A 19,574-nucleotide genomic window follows, 5' to 3' on the forward strand; every position below is an offset into this window, starting at 1 on the left:
AAGCGACTTGACTCACAATGAGCCCATGGATGTCGTTGCTGAAGCGGTGCGCGTGGTGGCCGGGTTCGCCGGCGGGGCGGCGGGGGCCGTGGGGGCCGAGGTGGGGCAGAGCGTGTCCGACCTCGTGCGGCGGCGCGTCGGGGCCGATCCGTCCGGGCGGGCCGCGCTCGCCGTCGTGGACGAGCGGCCGCGGGACCCGGACGCCCTGGCCGCCCTGACGGCGGCCGTACGGGAACGGGTCGTCGCGGACCCGGAGTTCGCCGCCGGGCTCGCGCAGGCACTGGCGCAGGCGCTCGCGGGCGCGCCACCGTCCGAGCCGCCACCACCGGCGGAGCCGCCGTCGGCGCCGTCCGACCCGCCTCCGCCCCCGCCCGAGCCGCCGCGGCAGAACACGGGCAGCATCGTCATCGACGGCGGCGCGAAGGTGCGGGGCAGCACGCTGTCGCTGGGTCCCGTGACCTTCAACAACACCCCGGCCGGACGCACGGCACTCGTCGCGTGCCTGGCCGTCCTCGCCGCTCTCGTGGTCCTCGCCGTCTACGGCGGCACGAAGGCGTTCGACGGCGACGACTCGCCGGGCGGGGGCGGGGTGGCCGCGTCGGGCGTGGAGGCGGGCGACGCCGCGGTCGGCGGCACGGGCGACGGGTCCGGCGACGGGTCCGGGAGCGATGCGGGTGGCGGCGGGCAGGGTGAGGGCGAGTGGAAGCCCGAGCCGTTGGCCGACGCCGACGCGGTCCTGGGCGTCCTGCCCGACACGACGAGTCTCGCGTCGGGCTGGACGATGACCAGTGCGCCCTCCGCGGAGGCCTCCTCGCAGGACGACGGCTCGACGTACGAGGGGGAGGCCGCGTACCAGGGGAGCTACGGCATGGACACCCGGTTCCGTGTGGTCGCGTACCCGAGCACGGACAAGGCCTCCGCCGCCTTCCGCGCGCGGAGCCGGGAGGCGGCCGAGGAGGGCGCGCGGCGGATGACGATGCCGGCGGTCGGCGACGAACTCATCGCGTTCTCCCTGTCCGAGAGCCGCGGCGGGGGGTACGTCACCGAGACCACCAATTACACGATGGTCCGCACCGGCACGGTGATCACCATCGTCAGCGGCAAGGACACGGAGAGCCGGAGCTACGACAGCGAGGACCTGCGGTCCGTCACCCAGCTGATGTCCGAACGGGCGCGGAGTGCCCAGTCGGGCTGAGGCCCTCCGCGCTCCGGGCCCGGTAGCGGCCGGGGGTCGTGCCGAACGTACGCGTGAAGGCGTGGGAGAGGGCGTACGGGGAGCTGTAACCGACCTGGCGGGCCACCGTGTCCAGGGAGGCCGTCGAGTCGCGCAGGAGCGCGGCCGCGCGGGACATGCGCCACCAGGTGAGGTACGCCATGGGGGCGCGGCCCACGAGGGTGGTGAAGCGGCGGGCGAGCGTGGCGCGGGAGACACCCGTGCGGGACGCCAACTCCTCGTTGGACCAGGGCGCTTCGGGGGCCTCGTGGAGGAAGCGCAGGGCCTGCGCGACGACCGGGTCGCCGAGCGCGGCGGGCCAGCGGGCGAGGCAGTGGGAGTCGGCCTGGGAGTCCGTCAGCCAGGCGCGCACCATGTAGACCAGGAGCAGGTCGAGAAGGCCCGCCACGGCCACGTCCCCGCCGCAGCGTGAGGCGCCCGCCTCCCTGCCGAGCAGGTCGATCGCGGTCTGCAGCTCCGGGTGGTGGCCGGGCCTGCGGGGCAGGTGGACGATGTCGGGGATCTCGTCGAGCAGGGGGTGCGCCTGGCCGCGGTCCAGGTGGTACTTGCCGCAGAGCATCTCGACCGCGGGGCCGGGCGGGCCCCCGGGTGCGCGGTCGTGCGTCACCGGCAGGGCGTGCTGCTCCACCCAGTGGTCGAAGGGCGTGGCCCGCGCGGCCGTGGGCCCGTCGGCGGGCGCGTCGGCGAGGACGTGTCCCGAGCCGCGCGGCAGCAGCACCACGTCACCGGCCGTGAGCGCGAACGGGGCGCCGCCGTCGTCCGGCAGCAGCCAGCAACTCCCCTCCAGGAGCACGCGGAAGCCGAGACCGTCGTACGAGGGGATCCTGGTGCACCACGAGCCGGCCGCCCTGATCCGGTTGGAGACCGGCTGTCCGACCCGTGCCGCCGAGATCGCATCACTGACCACGTCCATGGCGGGAGCCTAGCGCGTGAGACGTACGCGTATCCGGTTGAGGCGGACGGGCATTGAGGCGCTCGTACCCGCCTCCTTAGGTTGAGTGCATGAGCGAACTCAGCGCACACAAGGTCATGTTGGGTGACGTCGAGGTCAGCCGGGTCGTCGAGGTCGGAAGGTTCCCGCTGCCGACGGAGGTCATCGCGCCCGAGGTGCCGGACGAGGTGTGGCGCGGCAACGAGAAGTGGCTCGCGCCCGACCACTGGGACCCGGGCAGCGGCGACGCCCTCGCGGTCATGCAGACGTGGGTGCTCAGGAGCGAGGGCGGGACCGTCCTCGTCGACACGGGCATCGGCAACGGCAGGGAGCGGCCCGGGGTGCCCGCCTTCGAGGGGCTCGACACGGACTACCTGGGCCGGCTGGCCGCCGCGGGGGTCCGCCCCGAAGACGTCGACGTCGTCGTCAACACGCATCTGCACGGCGACCACATCGGGTGGAACACACACAACGCGGGCGGAAGTTGGGTGCCGACCTTCCCCAACGCCACCTACCTCGTCCCGGCCGCCGACCACGCCTTCTACGGCCCCGAACGCGGCGACGCCGTCCGCGTGGACCACAGGTACGGCTTCGCGGACAGCATCGCCCCCGTCGTGGAGGCAGGGCAGGCCGTGCTGTGGGAGGGAACCCACCGCATCGACTCCCACCTCACCCTGGAGTCCGCGCCCGGCCACACCCCCGGCTCGTCCGTGCTGCGGCTGAAGTCGGGCACCGACCGCGCGGTCTTCGTCGGCGATCTCCTCCACGTCCCGGTGCAGATCCTCGAACCGTGCTGCAGCAGCGCCTTCTGCGAGGATCCGAAGGAGGCGGCCGCGTCGCGTGTCCGGGTGCTGGGGCGGGCCGCCGACGAGGGCGAGCTGGTGGTTCCGGCGCACTTCGCCGGGCCCGGCGCCGTGGAAGTGCGCCGTGAGGGGGAGAAGTTCGCGATCAGCCGGTGGGTGTGATCGGTCGGTGGGTGTGATCAGCCGGCGGGCGTGAGCAGCCGCTCGGTGTCGTAGGGGCCGCCGATGCCCCACGCCTGGGACATCGCGTCCGCGAACGCCGCCGCCAGTTTGTGCTCGCCGCTCGCGTTCGGGTGCGTGCCGTCGTACGTGTCGACGTGGATGTCGTACGCGGGCGGGCGTGAGGCGAGGAGGAGCGGGGAGCGGGGCGTGTCCAGGTCGGCGGCCGCCTTCGCGAGGAGTTCGTTGAAGCGGGCGACCTCGGCGGCGAAGGGGGCGTCCGTCTCGGCGCGGATGTTCGGGATGACGGGGAGCAGGACCATCCGGACGTGCGGGCTGGCCGAGCGGGCCGCCGTGACGAAGGCGCGGACGTTGTCCGCGGTCTGGTCCGCGTTCGTGTAGAAGCCGAGGTCGATGAGGCCGAGGGAGACGAGCAGGACGTCGGCGGGGTCGCGGGTGAGCGCGCCCGCGATCCGCGGGGCCATGTGCAGCCAGCCCTCGCCCCAGCCCGCGAGGTGGTTGCGGGGGAAGTCCGGGGAGGCGGCGGCGTACGCGTGGGAGAGGGGCTCGCCCGCCGCCTTGTCGTAGAGCGCGGTGCGCGGGCCGACCACGGCGACGCCCTCGGGGCCGAGGGTGCCGCGCAGGTGCTGCCACATCCGGTGGCGCCAGGTGTGTTCCCCGGCGCTTCCGATGGTCATCGAGTCGCCGACGAACATGAACCTGAGCATCCGCTCATCATCCCGGATGAGTGCGGCCCACTGCGATGTGAGGCTGCGCACGCTGCCCGCCCGCCCGCCCGCCCGCCCGGGCGGAGGGCGGGCGGGGGCGGATGGCACGCTTGGCCCATGCGTTCGCTTCGGGCTGTTCCGTCTGCTCCGTCTGTTCCGTCTGCCCCGTCTCTGCCGGCCGTCCTCGCCGGTGTCGGCGCCGCGCTGGTCCTCACCGTGGCCGCCGCCCTGCCCGCCGCGGCCGACGGCCACGACGGGTTCACGATCGAGGACCCGCGCATCGTCGAGTCCAGCGGCCTCGCCGCGTCCCGCGCCCACCCCGGCATCTACTGGACGCACAACGACCAGGACAAGGGCGCCTTCCTCTACGCGGTCGACTCCAGGACGGGGAAGACCGTCGCCACGATCACCATGACCGGCGTGGGCAAGCCGCGTGACGTCGAGGCGATCTCGGTCGGCGGCGACGGCAACATCTACGTCGGCGACATCGGCGACAACCTCAACGGCACCTGGTCCAACGTCTGGGTCTACAAGCTCCCCGAGCCGAAGACCCTGAAGGACCAGACGGTCCGCGCCACGCAGTACGACGTGAAGTACGCCGACGGGGCGCGGGACGCGGAGGCGCTGATGGTGCACCCGAAGACCGGCCGGGTCTACATCGTGAGCAAGAACGAGGACGGCGGCGGCCTGTACGAGGGCCCGGAGCGGCTGTCCGCGTCCGGCACGAACGTCTTCAAGCGGATCTCCGAGATCGACCTGTGGGTGACCGACGGCGCGTTCTCGCCCGACGGCGAACAGCTGGCGCTGCGCGGGTACTTCGGCGGCATCTGGTACGCGTGGCAGGGCGCCGGCGAGAAGCCGCAGCGCAAGGGCCGCCTGAGCGTCCCGTTGCAGCGGCAGGGCGAGTCGGTGACGTACACGCTCGACGGGACCACGCTGATGTACGGCACCGAGGGCGAGCGGAGCGAGGTCAAGCCCGTGGAGGCGCCGGGCGGCGGGTCGGGGGACCGCTCCGGCGGGTCGTCCGGCGGTGCGGGGTCCGGTGACGGGGGCGGGGACTCCGGGGCCGAGGGCGGCTTCAAGACGGGCGCGATCGTCGTCGGGGCCGTACTGCTGGCCGCGTTCGGCTGGAAGCGCCTGGGGAAGCGGAGCGGCACCCGCCGCAGGTAGCCGGGTAGCCGGGTGGCCGGGTAGCCGGGTGGCCGGGTGGCCGGGCCCGCTGCCCTAGCCCTCGGCGCCGCGCCGGGCCACCAGGGTGTCCAGGCCGTCCAGGAGGCGCTGCAGACCGAACTCGAAGTGGTCGAAGTCCGGGCTGAACGAGTCGTCGGCGAGGCCCGCGAGGGTCGGATAGTGGCCGCTCTTCATGATGCGTCCGAGGGTCGGGGCCTGCGCTTCCCAGAAGTCCTGCTCGGACAGGCCGTTCCTGGTCGCGGCCTCCATTTCGTGCACCTGGGTGCGGGCGACCCCGGTGACGTACCCCTCCGTCATGACGATCACCCCGATCAGCTCCGGGTCGGTGAGACCCATCGGTTTGATGCGGGACAGCACGCGGTCGAGGCCGCCGACCGCGCCGGGGCCGAGGACCGGGCGGGCCTGGTTGGCGTGGAGCAGCCAGGGATGGCGGCGGTAGAGGACGAGGGTCTCGCGCGCGAACGCCTCGACGGCCTCGCGCCACCCGCCGGTGAACGGCTCGTCCTCCTCCGGCGGCGTGTTGACGCGGTCCAGCATCAGATCGACGAGGTCGCCCTTGCCGGGGACGTACCGGTACAGGGACATCGTGCCGGTGCCGAGCTCCGTGGACAGCCGCCGCATGCTGACGGCCGCGAGCCCTTCGGCGTCCGCGAGCCGCACCGCCTCGGAGACGATCCGGTCCAGCGTGAGCCCCGGCTTGGGGCCGCGGGCCGGACGGCCGCCCTCGCCCCAGAGCAGCTCCAGGCTGCGGGTGATGTCGCTGCCGGTGCGCCGGTCGTCGCCGCCGTTCGTGCTCGTCATGACGCTCAGCCTAATCGCAGACACCAGAACTGGGTACGGTGTACCCGTAAAACTGGGTACGGTGTACTCTCAATTGGGTACGGCGTACCCAGAGGGTGTGGGAAGGGGCAGTCGATGAAGGACCCGATCAACGGGAACGGCTTCGCGGTGCGGGCCGAGGGGCTTGAGAAGAGGTACGGGGAGAAGCGCGCGCTGGACGGCTTCGACCTGCACGTCGAGCAGGGCACGGTGCACGGGCTCCTCGGACCCAACGGCGCGGGCAAGACCACCGCCGTGCGCATCCTCTCCACGCTCGTCCGGCTCGACGGCGGCCGCGCCGAGGTCGCGGGCGCCGACGTGGCGCGCGAGTCCGCGCTGGTCCGCGGCCGCATCGGCCTCACCGGTCAGTACGCGGCGGTCGACGAGATCCTCACCGGCCGGCAGAACCTGGAGATGTTCGGCCGCCTCTTCCACCTGGGCGGGAAGCGCGCGGCGAGGCGCGCCCAGGAACTCCTCGAACAGTTCCACCTGGAGGACGCGGCGGAGAAGGGCGCGGGTCAGTACAGCGGCGGCATGCGGCGCAGGCTCGACCTCGCCGCGTCGATGATCCTCGCGCCCGCCGTCCTCTTCCTGGACGAGCCGACCACCGGCCTCGACCCGCGCAGCCGCCTCGAAGTGTGGGACACGGTGCGGGAGTTGGTGGCGGACGGCACGACCGTACTGCTCACCACCCAGTACCTGGAGGAGGCCGACCGGCTCGCCTCCCGCATCACCGTCATCGACCGGGGCCGCGCCATCGCGGACGACACCCCCGACGGCCTGAAGGGCACGGTGGGCGGCAGCCACCTCGACGTCGTGGTGCGCGACCACGCCGACCTGCCCGCCGCCGTCAAGGCCGTCGCCCGCGTCTGCGACGGCGAACCCCTCTCCGTCGACGTGGAGCGCCGCGTGCAGGGCGCGGTGACGGACCGCGTCGCCGCCCTGACGGAGGTGGCGCGGACCCTGCGGGACGAGGGCGTCGCGGTCGAGGACATCGGCCTGCGCAGGCCCAGCCTCGACGACGTGTTCCTGCGGCTCACGGGCCAGACGTCCGAACCGGCGGAGAAGACGAAGCAGGAGGTCGCGGCATGAGCGCCACCCTCACACCGGTCCGGGCCGTCACGCACGGGCGTCTCTTCTGGGCCCTGTCCGACTGCTGGAACGTCACCCGCCGCTATCTGACGCACTTCCTGCGCCAGCCCGTCACCATCGCCTGGCAGCTCGGCTTCCCCATCATCAGCGTGCTGCTGTACGGCTTCGTCTTCGGCGAGGCGATGAAGGTGCCCGGCGGCGGCGAGGACGGCGACTACAAGCAGTTCCTGATGCCCGGCATGTTCGTGATGACGATGGCGTTCGGCTTCATGAACACGGCGATGGGCGTGGTGACGGATTCGACGAAGGGCGTCATCGACCGTTTCCGTTCCATGCCGATGGCTCCCTCGGCGGTGGCGTCGGGCCGCGGCCTCGCCGACCTCATCGTGGCCTGCGCCGAGCTGACCATCCTCGCGCTGACCGCTCTCGCCATCGGCTGGCGCTCCAGCGCGGGCGTCGGCGACACGCTGCTCGCCTTCGGCCTGCTGCTGTTCCTGCGCTTCAGCCTGATCTGGGTGGGCGTGTACCTGGGCCTGGTGGTCCCGACCCCGGAGGCGGCGGGCGGCCTCTACGCGGTGGCGTTCCCGCTCACGATGATCTCCAGCGTCTTCGTGGCGCCGTCCCTGATGCCGGACTGGCTGGCCCCGGTCGCCGCGTGGAACCCCGTCTCGTCGACGGGCACGGCCACGCGCGAACTCTTCGGCAACCCCGGCGCGGGCGGCACGAGCTGGATCGAACAGCACGCGCTGCTGATGGCGGTGGTGTGGCCCATCGCGATCTCGCTGGTGTTCCTGCCGCTGGCGGTACGGAGGTTCAGGCGGCTGAGCCGCTGAGGTGCGGGGGCGCCCCCTTGCCGGGGTGCCCCTTCAGGGGCGCGGGGAACTGCGCGACCAGCCGCATCGGACCCGCGGCCGGTCGCGCAGCGCCGTATCAGAGCCGCTCGATGACGAAGTCGATGCACTTGGTCAGCGCCTCGACATCCGCAGGATCGATCGCCGGGAACATCGCCACGCGCAACTGGTTGCGCCCGAGCTTCCGGTACGGCTCCGTGTCCACGATCCCGTTCGCGCGCAGAGCCTTCGCCACCGCGCTCGCATCGATCTCGTCGGAGAAGTCGATCGTGCCGATGACCTGCGACCGCTTCGCCGGGTCCGTGACAAACGGCGTCGCGTACTTGGACTCCTCGGCCCAGCCGTACAGCGTGCGCGACGACGCGGCCGTGCGGCCCGTCGTGAACTCCAGGCCGCCCTGCGAGTTCATCCAGTCCAGCTGCTCGGCGAGCAGGAAGAGCGTGGCGAGCGCCGGGGTGTTGTACGTCTGGTTCTTGCGGGAGTTGTCGATCGCCGTCGGCAGCGAGAAGAACTCCGGCACGTGGCGGCCCGACGCGTGGATCCGCTCGGCGCGCTCGATCGCCGCCGGGGAGAACGCGGCCAGCCACAGGCCGCCGTCGGAGGCGAAGGACTTCTGCGGGGCGAAGTAGTAGACGTCCGTCTCGGCGATGTCGACCGGCAGGCCGCCCGCGCCGGACGTGGCGTCCACGAGGACGAGGGAGCCGGCGTCGGCGCCCTCGACCCGCTTGATCGGGGCGGCGACGCCGGTCGAGGTCTCGTTGTGCGTGAAGGCGTAGACGTCGACGCCCGCCTCCGCCTTCGGGTCCGGGTGCGTGCCCGGCTCGCTGGCGATCACCGTCGGCTCGGCGAGCCACGGGGCGAGCTTCGACGCCTTCGCGAACTTCGAGGAGAACTCGCCGAAGTTGAGGTGCTGCGACTTGTTCTCGATCAGGCCGTGCGTCGCCACGTCCCAGAACGCGGTGGAGCCGCCGTTGCCGAGGATCACCTCGTACCCCTCGGGGAGGGAGAAGAGGCTGTTGATGCCCTCGCGCACGCGGCCGACCAGGTTCTTGACCGGGGCCTGCCGGTGGGAGGTACCGAGGAGGGAGGTGCCGGTGGCGGCCAGGGCGTCCAGCGCCTCCGTACGCACCTTGGAGGGGCCCGCGCCGAAACGGCCGTCGGCGGGCTTCATGTCAGCGGGAATCTGGATCTCAGCCACGGGGTGAGCCTAGCGGCTCAGGGCGCGGGGTCTCGGTGGTGTCCGCCGGGTGAGATCCCGCCCCCACCCGGCGTGGACGACTCGGGGCTCCGCCCCGGGCCCCGCTCCTCAAACGCCGGAGGGGCTGGATTGCCCGCCGGAGGGGCTGGAACTTCGCGGCGTCAGCCGCGCAGCCGTACCGGCAGGTCGTACAGGTCGTTCTGGGTGATCACCGGCTTGTTGCGGAGTTTCTCGCGCGGGACCGCCAGGGTCAGGCCGGGGAAGCGGGCGTACAGGGTCGGGAGGGCGACGCCCGCCTCCAGGCGGGAGAGGGCCGCGCCGGGGCACACGTGCGGGCCGTGGCCGAACGAGATGTGGCGGGTCGGCGACGTGCGCGTGATGTCGAACGCGTCCGCCGTGGGACCGTGCGCCTGCTCGTCGCGGCCTATCGCGCCGTACGAGACGATCAGCGCGTCACCCTTGGGGATCACCTTGTCCCCGACGGGGACGTCCTCCGCGGCGAAGCGGATCAGGACGTGCGAGGTGGGGGTCGAGTAGCGCAGGGTCTCCTCGATGACCGCGTCCCAGCCGACCTGCCCGGACCGGACGAGGGCGAGCTGGTCCGGGTGGGCGGAGAGGTTCACGACCGCGTTCACGATCAGGGAGATCGTGGTCTCGTGGCCCGCCGCGACCATCAGCTGGAGCGTGGAGAGGATCTCCGCGTCCGTGAGGTGGTCGCCGTCCTCGGAGGCCAGGATCAGCGCGCTGGTCAGGTCGTCGCCCGGCTCCGCGCGGCGCGCCGCGACGACCTTGCCCATCATCTCGGCGAGCTCGCCGAGCGTCGCCACGACCTCCTCCGGCGGCGTCTGCGTGGAGAAGAACTTGTCGAAGAGGACTTTCAGGCGCGGGTGGTCCGCCTCGTCGATGCCCATGAGGTCGCTGATGACGTACATGGGGAGGGGGTAGGCGAACTCCGCCTTCAGGTCGACGGGTTCCGGGCCCTCGGGCAGCTTGTCGAGCAGGCCCTCGGTCAGTTCAGCGATACGCTCCCGCATCCGCTCCACCCGCCGCGGCGTCAGCGCCTGCGCCACCAGCGTGCGCATCCTGCGGTGCTCCTCGCCGTCGACCGTCAGCATGGAGCGGCCCGGGTTGGCGAGCCCGATCAGCGGCCAGTCGGCGGGGATCTCGCCGCGCTGCCAGGCGCCCCAGACGTCGATGTCCTTCACCAGGCGCTTGTCGGTGAGGAGTTGCCGGGCCTCCGCGTGGTGCGTGACCGCCCACACCGGAACGCCGCCCGGCAGCTCCGCCTCCGCGAGCGGGCCCGCCGTGCGGAGCCGTGCGCTCTCGCCGTCGAGGTCGGTGACGAACGGATCCAGGGCGATACGCGTCATCTGGGGTCTCCAAAGGCCGAGGTCGGGGTCGGGGTGAAACTCACCGGGAGGTCGGTCAGGCCGCGCAGCCAGGGCGACGGGCGGCGGCTCAGGGCGTCGGCGGACACCGCGAGGTCGAGGTCGGGCAGCCGGTCGAGGAGGACCTCGATGCCGGTCCGCGCGATGACCTCGGCGACCTCCTGCGCCGGGAAGGGGCAGCGGTGCTCGCCGTGGCCGAAGGAGAAGTGGGCGCTGTTGCCGCCGGTCAGGGCGGAGCCGTCGGTGCGGACCTGCGGGTCGGCGTTGGCGGCGGCGAGGCCGAGCAGGAGCAGGTCGCCGGAGTTGATGCGGCGGCCGCCGAGCTGGGTGTCGCGCGAGGCCCAGCGCCCGGCGACGTTCTGCGTCGGGGTGTCCTCCCACAGGACCTCGTTCATGGCCTCGGCGACGCTGTGCCGGCCGCCGAACAGGGACGCGGCGAAGCGGTCGTCGGTCAGCATCAGGCGCAGCGAGTTGCCGATCCAGTCCGCGGTCGGCTGGTGGCCCGCGGCCATCATCACCATCAGGTCCTGGGCGATCTCCTCGTCCGTGAAGACGTCGGCACCGGCCGCCTCGTCGGCGGCCTGCGTCTCCAGCATGTACGAGGCCACGTCCGCGTCCGGCCGCACGTGCTTGTCGGCGATGAGCCGCGCCATCGACTCGGCGAGGTGCTGGGCGCCAGCCAGGGCCCGCTCACGGCCGTCGATCATGTCGTTCATGGCGGTGACGAGGCCGGGGCCCTGCTCGTCGGAGAATCCGTAGATGCGGGCGAGGACACGGACGGGGAGCAGCATCGCGTACTCGGCGACGATGTCCGTGGTCCCCTTGCCGCAGAAGCGGTCGATGAGCTCGTCCGCGAACTGTTCGGCGTGCGCCTTGAGTTCGAAGGGGTCGACCGCTTCGAGGGCGTGCGCGATCATCGCGGCCCGCCGGGTGTGGCGCTCGCCGACGGTGTAGAGGATCGACGGCTGCTTGTGGCCGATCATCGGGAGCAGTGGCCAGTCGGCGGGGATGTTCGGCCACTGGTTCCACAGCTCGGAGTCGCGGCTGTAGAGGACCGGGTCGCCGGTGACCTGGTGCAGTTCGCGGTAGCCGAGGACCAGCCAGGCCGGTATGTCGCCGTCGAGCAGGACGGGGGCGACGGGGCCGTGGTCGCGGCGCATCTCCCGGTACAGCCGGGTGGGCTCGGTGGCGAACCGCGGTCCGGACAGCGGTACGGGCGCGGCGCCGGTGCCGGTAACGGGGCAGGTCACTGGGCGGTCTCCTGAAGGGCGTTGCGCTGGTCTGCGTACAGCGACTGGAGGTGTTCGACGAGCGTGATCAGCACGTTCTTGCTGGACTCGCGCGAGCGGGCGTCGCAGTCGACGAGCGGCACGCCCGGGTCCAGGTCGAGTGCCTCGCGCAGCTGCTCGGGGGTGTGCGCGGCGTTGCCGAAGTCGTTGCGGGCCACGATGAACGGCGTGCCGTGGTGCTCCAGGCGGTCGATCGCGTACCAGGAGTCCTCCAGGCGGCGGGTGTCGACGAGGACGACCGCGCCGAGCGTGCCGGAGAAGAGGCGGTCCCACAGGAACCAGAAGCGTTCCTGGCCGGGGGCGCCGAACAGATAGAGGATGTTGTGCGCGTCGAGCGTGATGCGGCCGAAGTCGAAGGCGACGGTCGTGGACGTCTTGCCGCCGAGGCCTTCGAGGCCGCCCGTCTCGTCGATGCCCTGCCCGGCCTGCGTCATCGTCTCCTCGGTGTTGAGGGGACGGATCTCGCTGACGGAACGGACCAGCGTCGTCTTGCCGACGCCGAAGCCGCCGACCACGACGATCTTCAGACCGTTGTCGGCGGTCGCGGTCAGTTCGGTTCGGGCGGCCCCGGCGGCGGCCCCGGTAGCGCTGCGTTCAGAGGTTGCGGAGTCCAACGAGCACCTGCTCCAGGATGTCGGGGTCGGGAAGGCTGTGGTCGGCGGCCGCGCGCGGGTGGCGGGCGCTGATCCGGCCCGCGTCGAGCAGGTCGGACAGCAGGATGCGGGTGATGCTCACCGGCAGGCCGAGTTCGGCGGCGATCTCCACCGTGGCGGTCGGCAGGTGGCACAGGCGCAGGATCGCGGCGTGTTCGGACTGCATGCCCGGCACCGGGCCGGACTCGGCGACGACGAGGGTCACCAGGTCGAAGGGGGCGTCGGGCGCCGACCGGCTGCGTCCCCCGGTGAGGGTGTACAGCCGGTCGGGGGAGTCGTCCCGGCCGGGGCGGCTCATGACGCGGGCAGCGTGCGGGGGCCGCCCTCGGCGCGGGGTGCGGCGCGCAGGTGCTCACCGAGCTGCTCCACCAGCTCGCTCATGGTGTGGCCGACGAGGCCCGCGTCGGCGTCCTCGGCGGCGATGACGGCTAGGTGCGCGCCCTCGCCGGCCTCGACGATGAAGAGGATGCCGCCGTAGAACTCCGCCATCGCCGAGCGGACGCCGCCGCTGCCGTCACCGAACTCGGCGGACGCGCCGTGCGACAGGGACTGGATGCCGGCGGCTATCGCGGCGAGCTGGTCGGCCTGGTCGACGGAGAGCTCGGGGGTGCGGCAGAGCTTCAGGCCGTCACGGGAGAGCACGAGGGCGTGGCGCGCGCCGGGGGTGCGCTCCAGGAGGCCTTCGAGCAGCCAGGTGAGCTTGGCGTCCGTGGTGCTGCCGGGGGCGGGAGCGGGGCCGGGGGCCGGGGCGGCGGCCGGGGTGGCGCCGGTGGTCGTGCCGGTGGTGGTGCCGTTGGTGGAGCCGGTGGTCATCGGGGGGTTTCGCCTTCCGGGTGCGGGGGTGTTGCGGTGGCGTCCGTGTCCGCTTCCGTGGGCGTGGTGCGGACGGCCTGGCGGAAGCTGCTGAAGCGGGCCGCGGTGTCCGCGGCGGTGGCGGCGCGGGGCCGCCGGGTCTCTCCCGTGTCGCTGTCGGCGCGGGCTCGTTCCGCGGCGGCGAGGGTGCGGCCTCGGGGACGCTTGGGGAGAGGGGTGTCGGGGGTGGCGGTGCCGGCGCTCTCTTCCGCCGGGCGCCCCGGGTCCGTCCGTGGGTGCGGGGCCGCGGGGGGATGTCCGTACTCGCCGTCCCTGCGCCGCGCCGGAAGTTCCTGGACGTCCGGGTTTGCTCGGTGCTCCGTGCGCACATCCCCCCGCGTCCCCTCCGGCGCGCTCGCGGGTGCGGGCGATGCGGCGGTTGCTGCGGGTGGGAGTGCCGCTGTCGTCGTGGGTGACGCGGCCGTCGGTGTCGTCGGGGCCGGGGTCGTCTCCGAGGGGCGGGAGAGGAGTTCCTGGGGGATCAGGAGGAGTACGCCCGTGCCGCCTCGGGCCGAGGGGCGGAACGACACCGTGAGGCCGTGCTTTCGGGCCAGCCTGCCGACGACCGCGAGTCCGAGCCGGGTGCCGGAGAGGCCGCCGAGTCCCTTGGTCTCGCCGGAGACCGCCTGTTCGGCGCGGCGCTGCTGCACGGGGCCCATCACCAGGCCGCTGTCCTCGACGGAGATGATGACGCCGGCCGCGACCTCCTCGATGTAGACGTGCACCTCGGAGGTGGGCGGCGAGAAGTTGGCGGCGTTGTCGAGGAGTTCGGCGAGGGCGTGCATGACGCCCTCGGCGGCGTGGCCCGCGACGGCGACCTCGCTGGCCGAGTGGACGCGCACGCGCTGGTAGCCGCCGATGCGGCCCATCGCGCCGCGCAGGATCGACTCCATGACGATGGGGCGGGCCCAGCGGCGGCCCGAGCGGGCGCCGGTGAGCACGGCCACCGAGTCGGCGATGCGGCCGGCCTGCGCGGTCCTGTGGTCGAGGTGGAGCAGGTCGGTGAGGACGTCCTCGTCCGCGTGCCTGCCCTCCATCTCGCGCAGGTCGGCGAGCATGCCGGTGGCCAGGGCCTGCATGCGGCCCGCGGCGTTGGCGCTGGCGGCGAGGGCGGCGGCGCGCTCGGACTCGGCGGTGCGGGCGCGCATGGTCAGTTCGTTGCGCTCACGGACGAAGTGCTCGGTGAGGGCGGTCCGCTCGCGGGTGAACTCCTCGGTGCGGGCGGCCTGTTCCCGTACGAGGCGGCCGGCGTCCTCCTGGACGGCGGCCACACGGCGGCGCAGCAGGGCGTTGGTGCGTATGGAGTGGAAGGCGAGCGTCACCGTCGCGCTGAGCGCGAGGGACGCGGCGCCCGCGCCCCAGGCCAGCGGGGTCCGCGCGGAGTCGGGCGCGAGGGCGACGGCGGCTCCGGTGAGCGCCGCTGTGACCAGGGCTGTGGCCAGCAGGACGAACACGGACGGACGCAGCGGAGGTTGCTCCGTCCCGGGGCGCGCTGGGGGGGTTGGCGCGGTCATCAATCGGGGTCCTCGATCGGAAGCGACACACTCTGCTCAAGTCGAGATCACTATAGGAGAGTTAGTGACCGGGTTGGGAATCTTCCCGTCCGGATCGTGAAAAAACGGGTGAGGCGGGGTGGCCGGGAGGGGCTCGTGCGGGGGCATCCTGGACTGCATGAGCGATCTCGACGGCGGCAACGACGGTGACCTCGGCGGTGGCAGCGACGGCGGTCTCGGTGGTGGCAGCGACGGTGACCTCCGCGGTGGGCTCGGCAGAGATCTGCGGGCCGCCGTCCGCGGTGACGTGGATACCTCCGTCACCGCACGCGCCCTCCACACCATGGACGCCTCCAACTACCGCCGCGTCCCCGCCGCCGTGGTCGCCCCGCGCGACGGCGACGACGTGGCCGCGGTCCTCGGCGCCTGCCGCGAGCGCGGCGTCCCCGTCGTGGCGCGCGGCGCGGGGACCTCGATCGCCGGGCAGGCCACGGGAGTCGGAGTCGTCCTCGACTTCACCCGGCACATGAACCGCATCGTCTCCCTCGACCCCGAGGCGCGTACCGCCGTCGTCCAGCCGGGCGTCGTCCTGGACGACCTGCGTGCGGCCGCCGCCCGGCACGGACTGACCTTCGGCCCCGACCCCTCCACGCACAGCCGCTGCACCCTCGGCGGCATGATCGGCAACAACTCCTGCGGCTCGCACTCGGTCGCCTGGGGCACCACCGCCGACAACGTCGCGGCCCTCACCGTCCTCGACGGCACCGGCACCCGCCGCCGCCTCGCCCGCGGCTGGGACGGCGCCCCCGAAGGACTGCGCCCCCTCGTCGACGGCGACCTGGCGCTGCTGCGCACCGGCTATCCCGAACTGCCCCGCCGCATCTCCGGATACGCCCTCGACGCGCTGCTCCCCGAGAACGGCACGGACCTCGCCCGCGCCTTCTGCGGCTCCGAGGGCACGCTCGGCGTCCTCACCGAAGCCGACGTACGCCTCGTCGAGGCGCCCCGCGCGCGGGCGCTCACCGTGCTCGGATACGCCGACGAGAGCGCAGCCGCCGAAGCGGCGGCCGGACTGCTCCCGTACGGCCCGCTCACCGTCGAGGGCATGGCCGCCGACCTCGTGCGCGAACCCGCGCAGAGGAACGGGCTGCCCAGGGGCGGCGCCTGGCTCTTCGTGGAGACCGGTGGCGCGAGCCCCGCCGAGGCACGGGCGCGTGCCGAGACGATCGTGCGGGCCGCCGACGCGCTGGACGCCTCGGTCGTCGACGACCCGGCGGGCCAGCGGGCCCTGTGGCGCGTACGGGAGGACGCCAGCGGCACGGCGACCCGGATGCCCGACGGTGGGGGAGAGGCGTGGCCCGGCTGGGAGGACTGTGCGGTGCCGCCCGCCCGGCTCGGCGCGTACCTGCGGGACTTCAGGTCGTTGCTCGCCGACCACGACCTGCGCGGCACCCCGTACGGGCACTTCGGGGACGGCTGCATCCACGTGCGCATCGACTTCGACCTCCTCAGCCGCGAGGGCGTCGCCCGCTTCCGGACCTTCTCCGAGGACCTCGCGGAACTCGTCGTCGCGCACGGCGGCTCGCTCTCCGGCGAACACGGCGACGGGCAGGCGCGGGCCGAGCTCCTGCCGAAGATGTACGGCCCCGGACTCGTCTCCCTCTTCGAGCGCGTGAAGGACGTGTGGGACCCGGCGGGACTGCTCAACCCCGGCATGCTCGTACGGCCCGCGCCCCTCGACGCCGACCTCCGCTTCGCCCCCCTGCCGCGCGAACCCGTCGACGTCGTCTTCGGCTACCCGCACGACGGCGGCGACTTCTCGGCGGCCGTCAGGCGGTGCGTGGGTGTGGCCAAGTGCCGTACGTCGACGCCGGGTTCGCCGACCGCCGTGATGTGCCCCTCCTTCCGCGTCACCGGCGAGGAGGAACACTCCACGCGCGGTCGCGCCCGGCTGCTGCACGAGATGCTCGCCGGTGAGGTGGTGACCGACGGATGGCGCTCGACGGAGGTCAAGGACGCCCTCGACCTCTGTCTGTCCTGCAAGGGCTGCCGGTCGGACTGCCCGGTGGGCGTCGACATGGCCACGTACAAGGCGGAGTTCCTGCACCACCACTACGAAGGTCGCCGCAGGCCCGCCGCCCACTACACGATGGGCCGCCTGCCGCGCTGGCTGCGGGTTGTCGCGGCGACCCGCACGGCCGGGGTCGTCAACGCCCTCGCGCGCGTCCGCCCGCTGGCCGCGCTCGGCAAGCGGATCGGCGGGATCGCCGCGGAGAGGGACGTCCCGGAGGTGGCGCCGCAGACGTTCCGGCGGTGGTGGGGGAGGCGGGCGCGCGCGACGGCGGCCGTATCGGCGGGGCGGCCCGATGTCGTCCTGTGGCCCGACACCTTCACCGACCACCTCTCGCCCTCGGTGGGGCGGGCCGCGGTGGCGGTGTTCGAGGACGCCGGACTCGCCGTCGCGGTGCCGCCGCGTGGCGTGTGCTGCGGACTGACCTACGTGTCGACGGGCCAGCTCGACCGGGCCCGCGCGGTGCTGCGCGGCACGCTGGACCGCATGGAGCCGCTCCTGGACGCGGGCACGCCGGTCGTCGTCCTGGAGCCGAGCTGCGCGGCGGCGCTCCGGACGGACCTGGCCGAACTGCTCGGCGACGACCCGCGCGCGGGTCGGCTCGCCGCGTCCGTCCGCACGTTCGCCCAGGCCGTCGAGGAGCTGGCCCCGCGGTGGCAGCCGCCGCGCATCGACCGCGCGGCCGTCGGCCAGACCCACTGCCACCAGCACGCGGTCCTCGGCGACGCGGCGGAACGACGCCTGCGGACGAAGGCGGGCCTGACGGGCGAGCTGACCGGCGGCTGCTGCGGCCTCGCCGGGAACTTCGGCTTCGAGCGCGGGCACTACGACGTGTCCAAGGCCTGCGCCGAGGAGCAGCTGCTGCCCGCGGTGACGGCGGCGGGCACGGAAGCGGTGGTCCTGGCGGACGGCTTCTCCTGCCGGACACAGCTGGAACAGCTCGCGGGGGTACGGGGACGCCACCTGGCGGAGGTGCTGGCGGAAGCAATCGCGGCGCGGGCCACCACGGCCTCCCGGGACCAAAGTCCCGGAGACAGATGACCTTTGCGGGCCCGACGCGGTGTCCGGTTGCGGCAGGATCGACATGGTTCATGATCATCTGCCGAGGCGTCAGCTCCGCTGCGCCCGCGAGAAGTCAGGTGTGCCACCGTGCCGAAGGAACCGAAGGACCGCATGGCGACTGAGGGGGTCGCGGCGCCCGGGGAGGCCGCGTCGGCTGAGGGGGTTGTGGCGCCCGCGGGCAGTGTGATGCCTGAGGAGGTGGTGGCGCCCGAGGGGGCCGGGGCGCCGGGCGAGAGTGCGGGGCCGGGGACGGCCATGAGGGCGGGCGGGGCCGAGGCGCTCCGGAGTCCTGAGGGGCCGACGGAGGTCGCTGAGGGCCGGGAGGCCGCGGATTCGGCCGATGTGGTGTGGCCGGGGGAGACCGAGGGCGCGGGCGTCGTCGAGGCGCCGGGGGGTGTTGTGGGGCCGGTGGACGCCACCTCGCTGGGAAGCGTTGCGGAGGCCGTGGAGGTTGCGGCGGCGGGTGGGGACGCTGTGTCGCCGTCGCCGTCGCCGTCGCCGTCGCCGTCGCCGTCGCCGCCGTCGCCGTCGCCGCCGTCGTCGTCGCCGTCCGGAGACGCGCGCAAGCCGCGGGGTGCCGCTGTGTCGGCGCGGAGTGCCGGTTCCGCCGGGGCCCGTGAGTGCGGGGCCCGTCCTGGGCTCGTCGTGCGGAATCGGCGTGACTCCATACCCATGGACCTCCTCTTCCGGGGCGACACGGCCGAGTTGCCGAAGGTGGCCAAGCAGGTCAAGGGGGCGAAGGAGCCTGGGGGCCGGATGGGGCGGTCGGTGTCCGACGTGGCGAACGGCGTGCGGCCTCCGGCCGGGGTGCCGCCTCGGGTCGACCGGGAGGTCGTCGAACGGCGCGGGTCCGCGTGCTCCGGCTGGTGGGCCGTGTTCGTGGCCGTGCTCGCACTCGTGGGCGCGGGGTGGCTGGCCTGGGCAGGGGGACTCGTGCCCGGGCGGGTCACGGAGTTCCTTCGCGTGCCCGACGCGCCTCGCGCGCGTCACGGACTCGACGCGTCACGGTTGCCGGCCATCGGCGCCTGCGGGTTCGTCGTGCTGTGCGCGCTCGGCGGACTCTCCCGGGGGAGGGCAGGCAGCGCATGGGTCCTGTCGCTCTTCGGGCGGTACCGCGGCAGCGTGCGGCGCACCGGACTCGTCTGGATCAGCCCCCTCGTGCTGCGCCGACGTGTCGACGTACGGCTGCGGCACTGGCGGAGCGATCCCATGCCGGCCGTCGACGCGCAGGGCGTGGAGCTGCGGGTGGTCGTCCTCGTGGTGTGGCAGGTCAAGGACACGGCACGGGCGCTCCTCACGGTCGACGACCACACCGCCTACCTCGCGGAACAGGTCGAGGCGGTGACCGCGCGCGTGGCGTCACGGCTGCCCGCGGACTCGTTCCGCGACCCCGCCGACGGCGACGTGCCGACGACCCTGCGGGACGCCGAAGCCGTCGGCGACGCGCTCACCAGGGCGCTGGCCGCGGAGTGCAGGGCCGTCGGCATCGAGGTGTTCTCCGCCCGGCCCACCCGCGTGGAGTACGCCCCGGAAGTGGCCGCCGCGATGCAGCGCCGCCAGATCGCCGCGATCGACGCCAAACACCGGGACACCGTGCTGACGTCGGTCCTGGACGCAGTGGACGACACCGTCCGCAGACTCACCGAACGGGGACTCGTCGCACTCGACGACTACGAACGGAAGGCCCTGGTCAAGGACTTGACCGTGGCCTTCTACACGGCGCGGGGGAGCGCCGTCGACACCCACTGACCGCAACGGCA

Annotated in this window: 17 protein-coding genes; 7 read left to right on the forward strand and 10 right to left on the reverse strand. The window is 73.3% G+C overall.

Features of this window, described 5'->3' with window-relative positions:
* The first annotated feature begins 25 nt into the window (after positions 1 to 25).
* A complete protein-coding gene (locus DEJ48_RS21980) occupies positions 26 to 1,195 on the forward strand; it encodes a hypothetical protein (RefSeq protein ID WP_150217807.1) in 1,170 nt (389 codons plus the stop codon).
* Here the strand turns inward: DEJ48_RS21980 and DEJ48_RS21985 are convergent.
* On the reverse strand, positions 1,149 to 2,147 hold the full coding sequence (locus DEJ48_RS21985) for an AraC family transcriptional regulator (RefSeq protein WP_150217808.1): 999 nt from the start codon (positions 2,145 to 2,147) through the stop codon (positions 1,149 to 1,151). The two genes, DEJ48_RS21980 and DEJ48_RS21985, sit on opposite strands and share 47 nt — an antisense overlap.
* 89 nt (positions 2,148 to 2,236) lie before the next feature.
* Between DEJ48_RS21985 and DEJ48_RS21990 the strand changes: the two genes are divergently transcribed.
* Complete coding sequence (locus tag DEJ48_RS21990) at positions 2,237 to 3,130, forward strand: MBL fold metallo-hydrolase (RefSeq protein WP_150217809.1); 894 nt, start codon at positions 2,237 to 2,239, stop codon at positions 3,128 to 3,130.
* Between the two features lie 17 nt (positions 3,131 to 3,147).
* Here the strand turns inward: DEJ48_RS21990 and DEJ48_RS21995 are convergent, their stop codons facing one another.
* Positions 3,148 to 3,855, reverse strand: coding sequence for an SGNH/GDSL hydrolase family protein (locus tag DEJ48_RS21995; protein WP_150217810.1), 708 nt, complete (start codon positions 3,853 to 3,855; stop codon positions 3,148 to 3,150).
* Between the two features lie 117 nt (positions 3,856 to 3,972).
* On the opposite strand from DEJ48_RS21995, the gene DEJ48_RS22000 reads away from it, so the two are divergent.
* Positions 3,973 to 5,025: a WD40 repeat domain-containing protein gene (locus DEJ48_RS22000; RefSeq protein ID WP_223832143.1), complete on the forward strand. Its 1,053-nt coding sequence runs from the start codon at positions 3,973 to 3,975 to the stop codon at positions 5,023 to 5,025.
* Between the two features lie 54 nt (positions 5,026 to 5,079).
* Here the strand turns inward: DEJ48_RS22000 and DEJ48_RS22005 are convergent, their stop codons facing one another.
* Positions 5,080 to 5,847: a TetR/AcrR family transcriptional regulator gene (locus DEJ48_RS22005; RefSeq protein ID WP_150217811.1), complete on the reverse strand. Its 768-nt coding sequence runs from the start codon at positions 5,845 to 5,847 to the stop codon at positions 5,080 to 5,082.
* 114 nt (positions 5,848 to 5,961) lie between these two features.
* Here DEJ48_RS22005 and DEJ48_RS22010 point away from each other — a divergent pair, with 114 nt between their 5' ends.
* Both DEJ48_RS22010 and DEJ48_RS22015 read left to right on the forward strand, forming a co-directional pair.
* Positions 5,962 to 6,957 (forward strand): ATP-binding cassette domain-containing protein, encoded by a 996-nt coding sequence (locus DEJ48_RS22010; protein ID WP_150217812.1) that lies wholly within the window; start codon positions 5,962 to 5,964, stop codon positions 6,955 to 6,957.
* A complete protein-coding gene (locus DEJ48_RS22015) occupies positions 6,954 to 7,790 on the forward strand; it encodes an ABC transporter permease (RefSeq protein WP_150217813.1) in 837 nt (278 codons plus the stop codon). The genes DEJ48_RS22010 and DEJ48_RS22015 overlap by 4 nt, the downstream gene beginning before the upstream one ends.
* 97 nt (positions 7,791 to 7,887) lie before the next feature.
* On the opposite strand, the gene serC is transcribed toward DEJ48_RS22015, so the two are convergent.
* The 7 genes from serC to DEJ48_RS22050 form a co-directional block, all read right to left on the reverse strand.
* On the reverse strand, positions 7,888 to 9,006 hold the full coding sequence (gene serC / locus DEJ48_RS22020; RefSeq protein WP_150217814.1) for a phosphoserine transaminase: 1,119 nt from the start codon (positions 9,004 to 9,006) through the stop codon (positions 7,888 to 7,890).
* A gap of 161 nt (positions 9,007 to 9,167) precedes the next feature.
* Entirely contained in the window at positions 9,168 to 10,376 is a 1,209-nt protein-coding gene (locus DEJ48_RS22025) for a cytochrome P450 family protein (RefSeq protein ID WP_150217815.1), read from the reverse strand.
* Complete coding sequence (locus DEJ48_RS22030) at positions 10,373 to 11,644, reverse strand: cytochrome P450 (protein WP_150217816.1); 1,272 nt, start codon at positions 11,642 to 11,644, stop codon at positions 10,373 to 10,375. The genes DEJ48_RS22025 and DEJ48_RS22030 overlap by 4 nt, the downstream gene beginning before the upstream one ends.
* Positions 11,641 to 12,297: a GTP-binding protein gene (locus tag DEJ48_RS22035; RefSeq protein ID WP_150217817.1), complete on the reverse strand. Its 657-nt coding sequence runs from the start codon at positions 12,295 to 12,297 to the stop codon at positions 11,641 to 11,643. The genes DEJ48_RS22030 and DEJ48_RS22035 overlap by 4 nt, the downstream gene beginning before the upstream one ends.
* Positions 12,278 to 12,634, reverse strand: a complete 357-nt coding sequence (locus DEJ48_RS22040; RefSeq protein ID WP_150184713.1) for a DUF742 domain-containing protein — start codon at positions 12,632 to 12,634, stop codon at positions 12,278 to 12,280. The genes DEJ48_RS22035 and DEJ48_RS22040 overlap by 20 nt, the downstream gene beginning before the upstream one ends.
* Positions 12,631 to 13,149 (reverse strand): roadblock/LC7 domain-containing protein, encoded by a 519-nt coding sequence (locus DEJ48_RS22045; RefSeq protein WP_223832144.1) that lies wholly within the window; start codon positions 13,147 to 13,149, stop codon positions 12,631 to 12,633. Before DEJ48_RS22045 ends, DEJ48_RS22040 begins: the two co-directional genes overlap by 4 nt.
* A complete protein-coding gene (locus DEJ48_RS22050; protein ID WP_411757473.1) occupies positions 13,146 to 14,642 on the reverse strand; it encodes an ATP-binding protein in 1,497 nt (498 codons plus the stop codon). Before DEJ48_RS22050 ends, DEJ48_RS22045 begins: the two co-directional genes overlap by 4 nt.
* A 217-nt stretch (positions 14,643 to 14,859) precedes the next feature.
* Here DEJ48_RS22050 and DEJ48_RS22055 point away from each other — a divergent pair, with 217 nt between their 5' ends.
* Positions 14,860 to 17,793 (forward strand): FAD-binding and (Fe-S)-binding domain-containing protein, encoded by a 2,934-nt coding sequence (locus tag DEJ48_RS22055; RefSeq protein WP_150217819.1) that lies wholly within the window; start codon positions 14,860 to 14,862, stop codon positions 17,791 to 17,793.
* 693 nt (positions 17,794 to 18,486) lie between these two features.
* Complete coding sequence (locus DEJ48_RS22060) at positions 18,487 to 19,563, forward strand: SPFH domain-containing protein (RefSeq protein ID WP_223832145.1); 1,077 nt, start codon at positions 18,487 to 18,489, stop codon at positions 19,561 to 19,563.
* Positions 19,564 to 19,574 lie beyond the last annotated feature (11 nt).

It is taken from the genome of Streptomyces venezuelae, from assembly GCF_008642315.1.
GTDB lineage: Bacteria > Actinomycetota > Actinomycetes > Streptomycetales > Streptomycetaceae > Streptomyces > Streptomyces venezuelae_D.

Bases quoted from the DNA above. Each gene is read 5' to 3' on its own strand.
- DEJ48_RS21980 (WP_150217807.1), top strand. From the start codon at position 26: ATGGATGTCGTTGCTGAAGCGGTGCGCGTGGTGGCCGGGTTCGCCGGC.
- DEJ48_RS21985 (WP_150217808.1), bottom strand. From the start codon at position 2,147: ATGGACGTGGTCAGTGATGCGATCTCGGCGGCACGGGTCGGACAGCCG.
- DEJ48_RS21990 (WP_150217809.1), top strand. From the start codon at position 2,237: ATGAGCGAACTCAGCGCACACAAGGTCATGTTGGGTGACGTCGAGGTC.
- DEJ48_RS21995 (WP_150217810.1), bottom strand. From the start codon at position 3,855: ATGCTCAGGTTCATGTTCGTCGGCGACTCGATGACCATCGGAAGCGCC.
- DEJ48_RS22000 (WP_223832143.1), top strand. From the start codon at position 3,973: ATGCGTTCGCTTCGGGCTGTTCCGTCTGCTCCGTCTGTTCCGTCTGCC.
- DEJ48_RS22005 (WP_150217811.1), bottom strand. From the start codon at position 5,847: ATGACGAGCACGAACGGCGGCGACGACCGGCGCACCGGCAGCGACATC.
- DEJ48_RS22010 (WP_150217812.1), top strand. From the start codon at position 5,962: ATGAAGGACCCGATCAACGGGAACGGCTTCGCGGTGCGGGCCGAGGGG.
- DEJ48_RS22015 (WP_150217813.1), top strand. From the start codon at position 6,954: ATGAGCGCCACCCTCACACCGGTCCGGGCCGTCACGCACGGGCGTCTC.
- DEJ48_RS22025 (WP_150217815.1), bottom strand. From the start codon at position 10,376: ATGACGCGTATCGCCCTGGATCCGTTCGTCACCGACCTCGACGGCGAG.
- DEJ48_RS22040 (WP_150184713.1), bottom strand. From the start codon at position 12,634: ATGAGCCGCCCCGGCCGGGACGACTCCCCCGACCGGCTGTACACCCTC.
- DEJ48_RS22045 (WP_223832144.1), bottom strand. From the start codon at position 13,149: ATGACCACCGGCTCCACCAACGGCACCACCACCGGCACGACCACCGGC.
- DEJ48_RS22055 (WP_150217819.1), top strand. From the start codon at position 14,860: ATGAGCGATCTCGACGGCGGCAACGACGGTGACCTCGGCGGTGGCAGC.
- DEJ48_RS22060 (WP_223832145.1), top strand. From the start codon at position 18,487: ATGGACCTCCTCTTCCGGGGCGACACGGCCGAGTTGCCGAAGGTGGCC.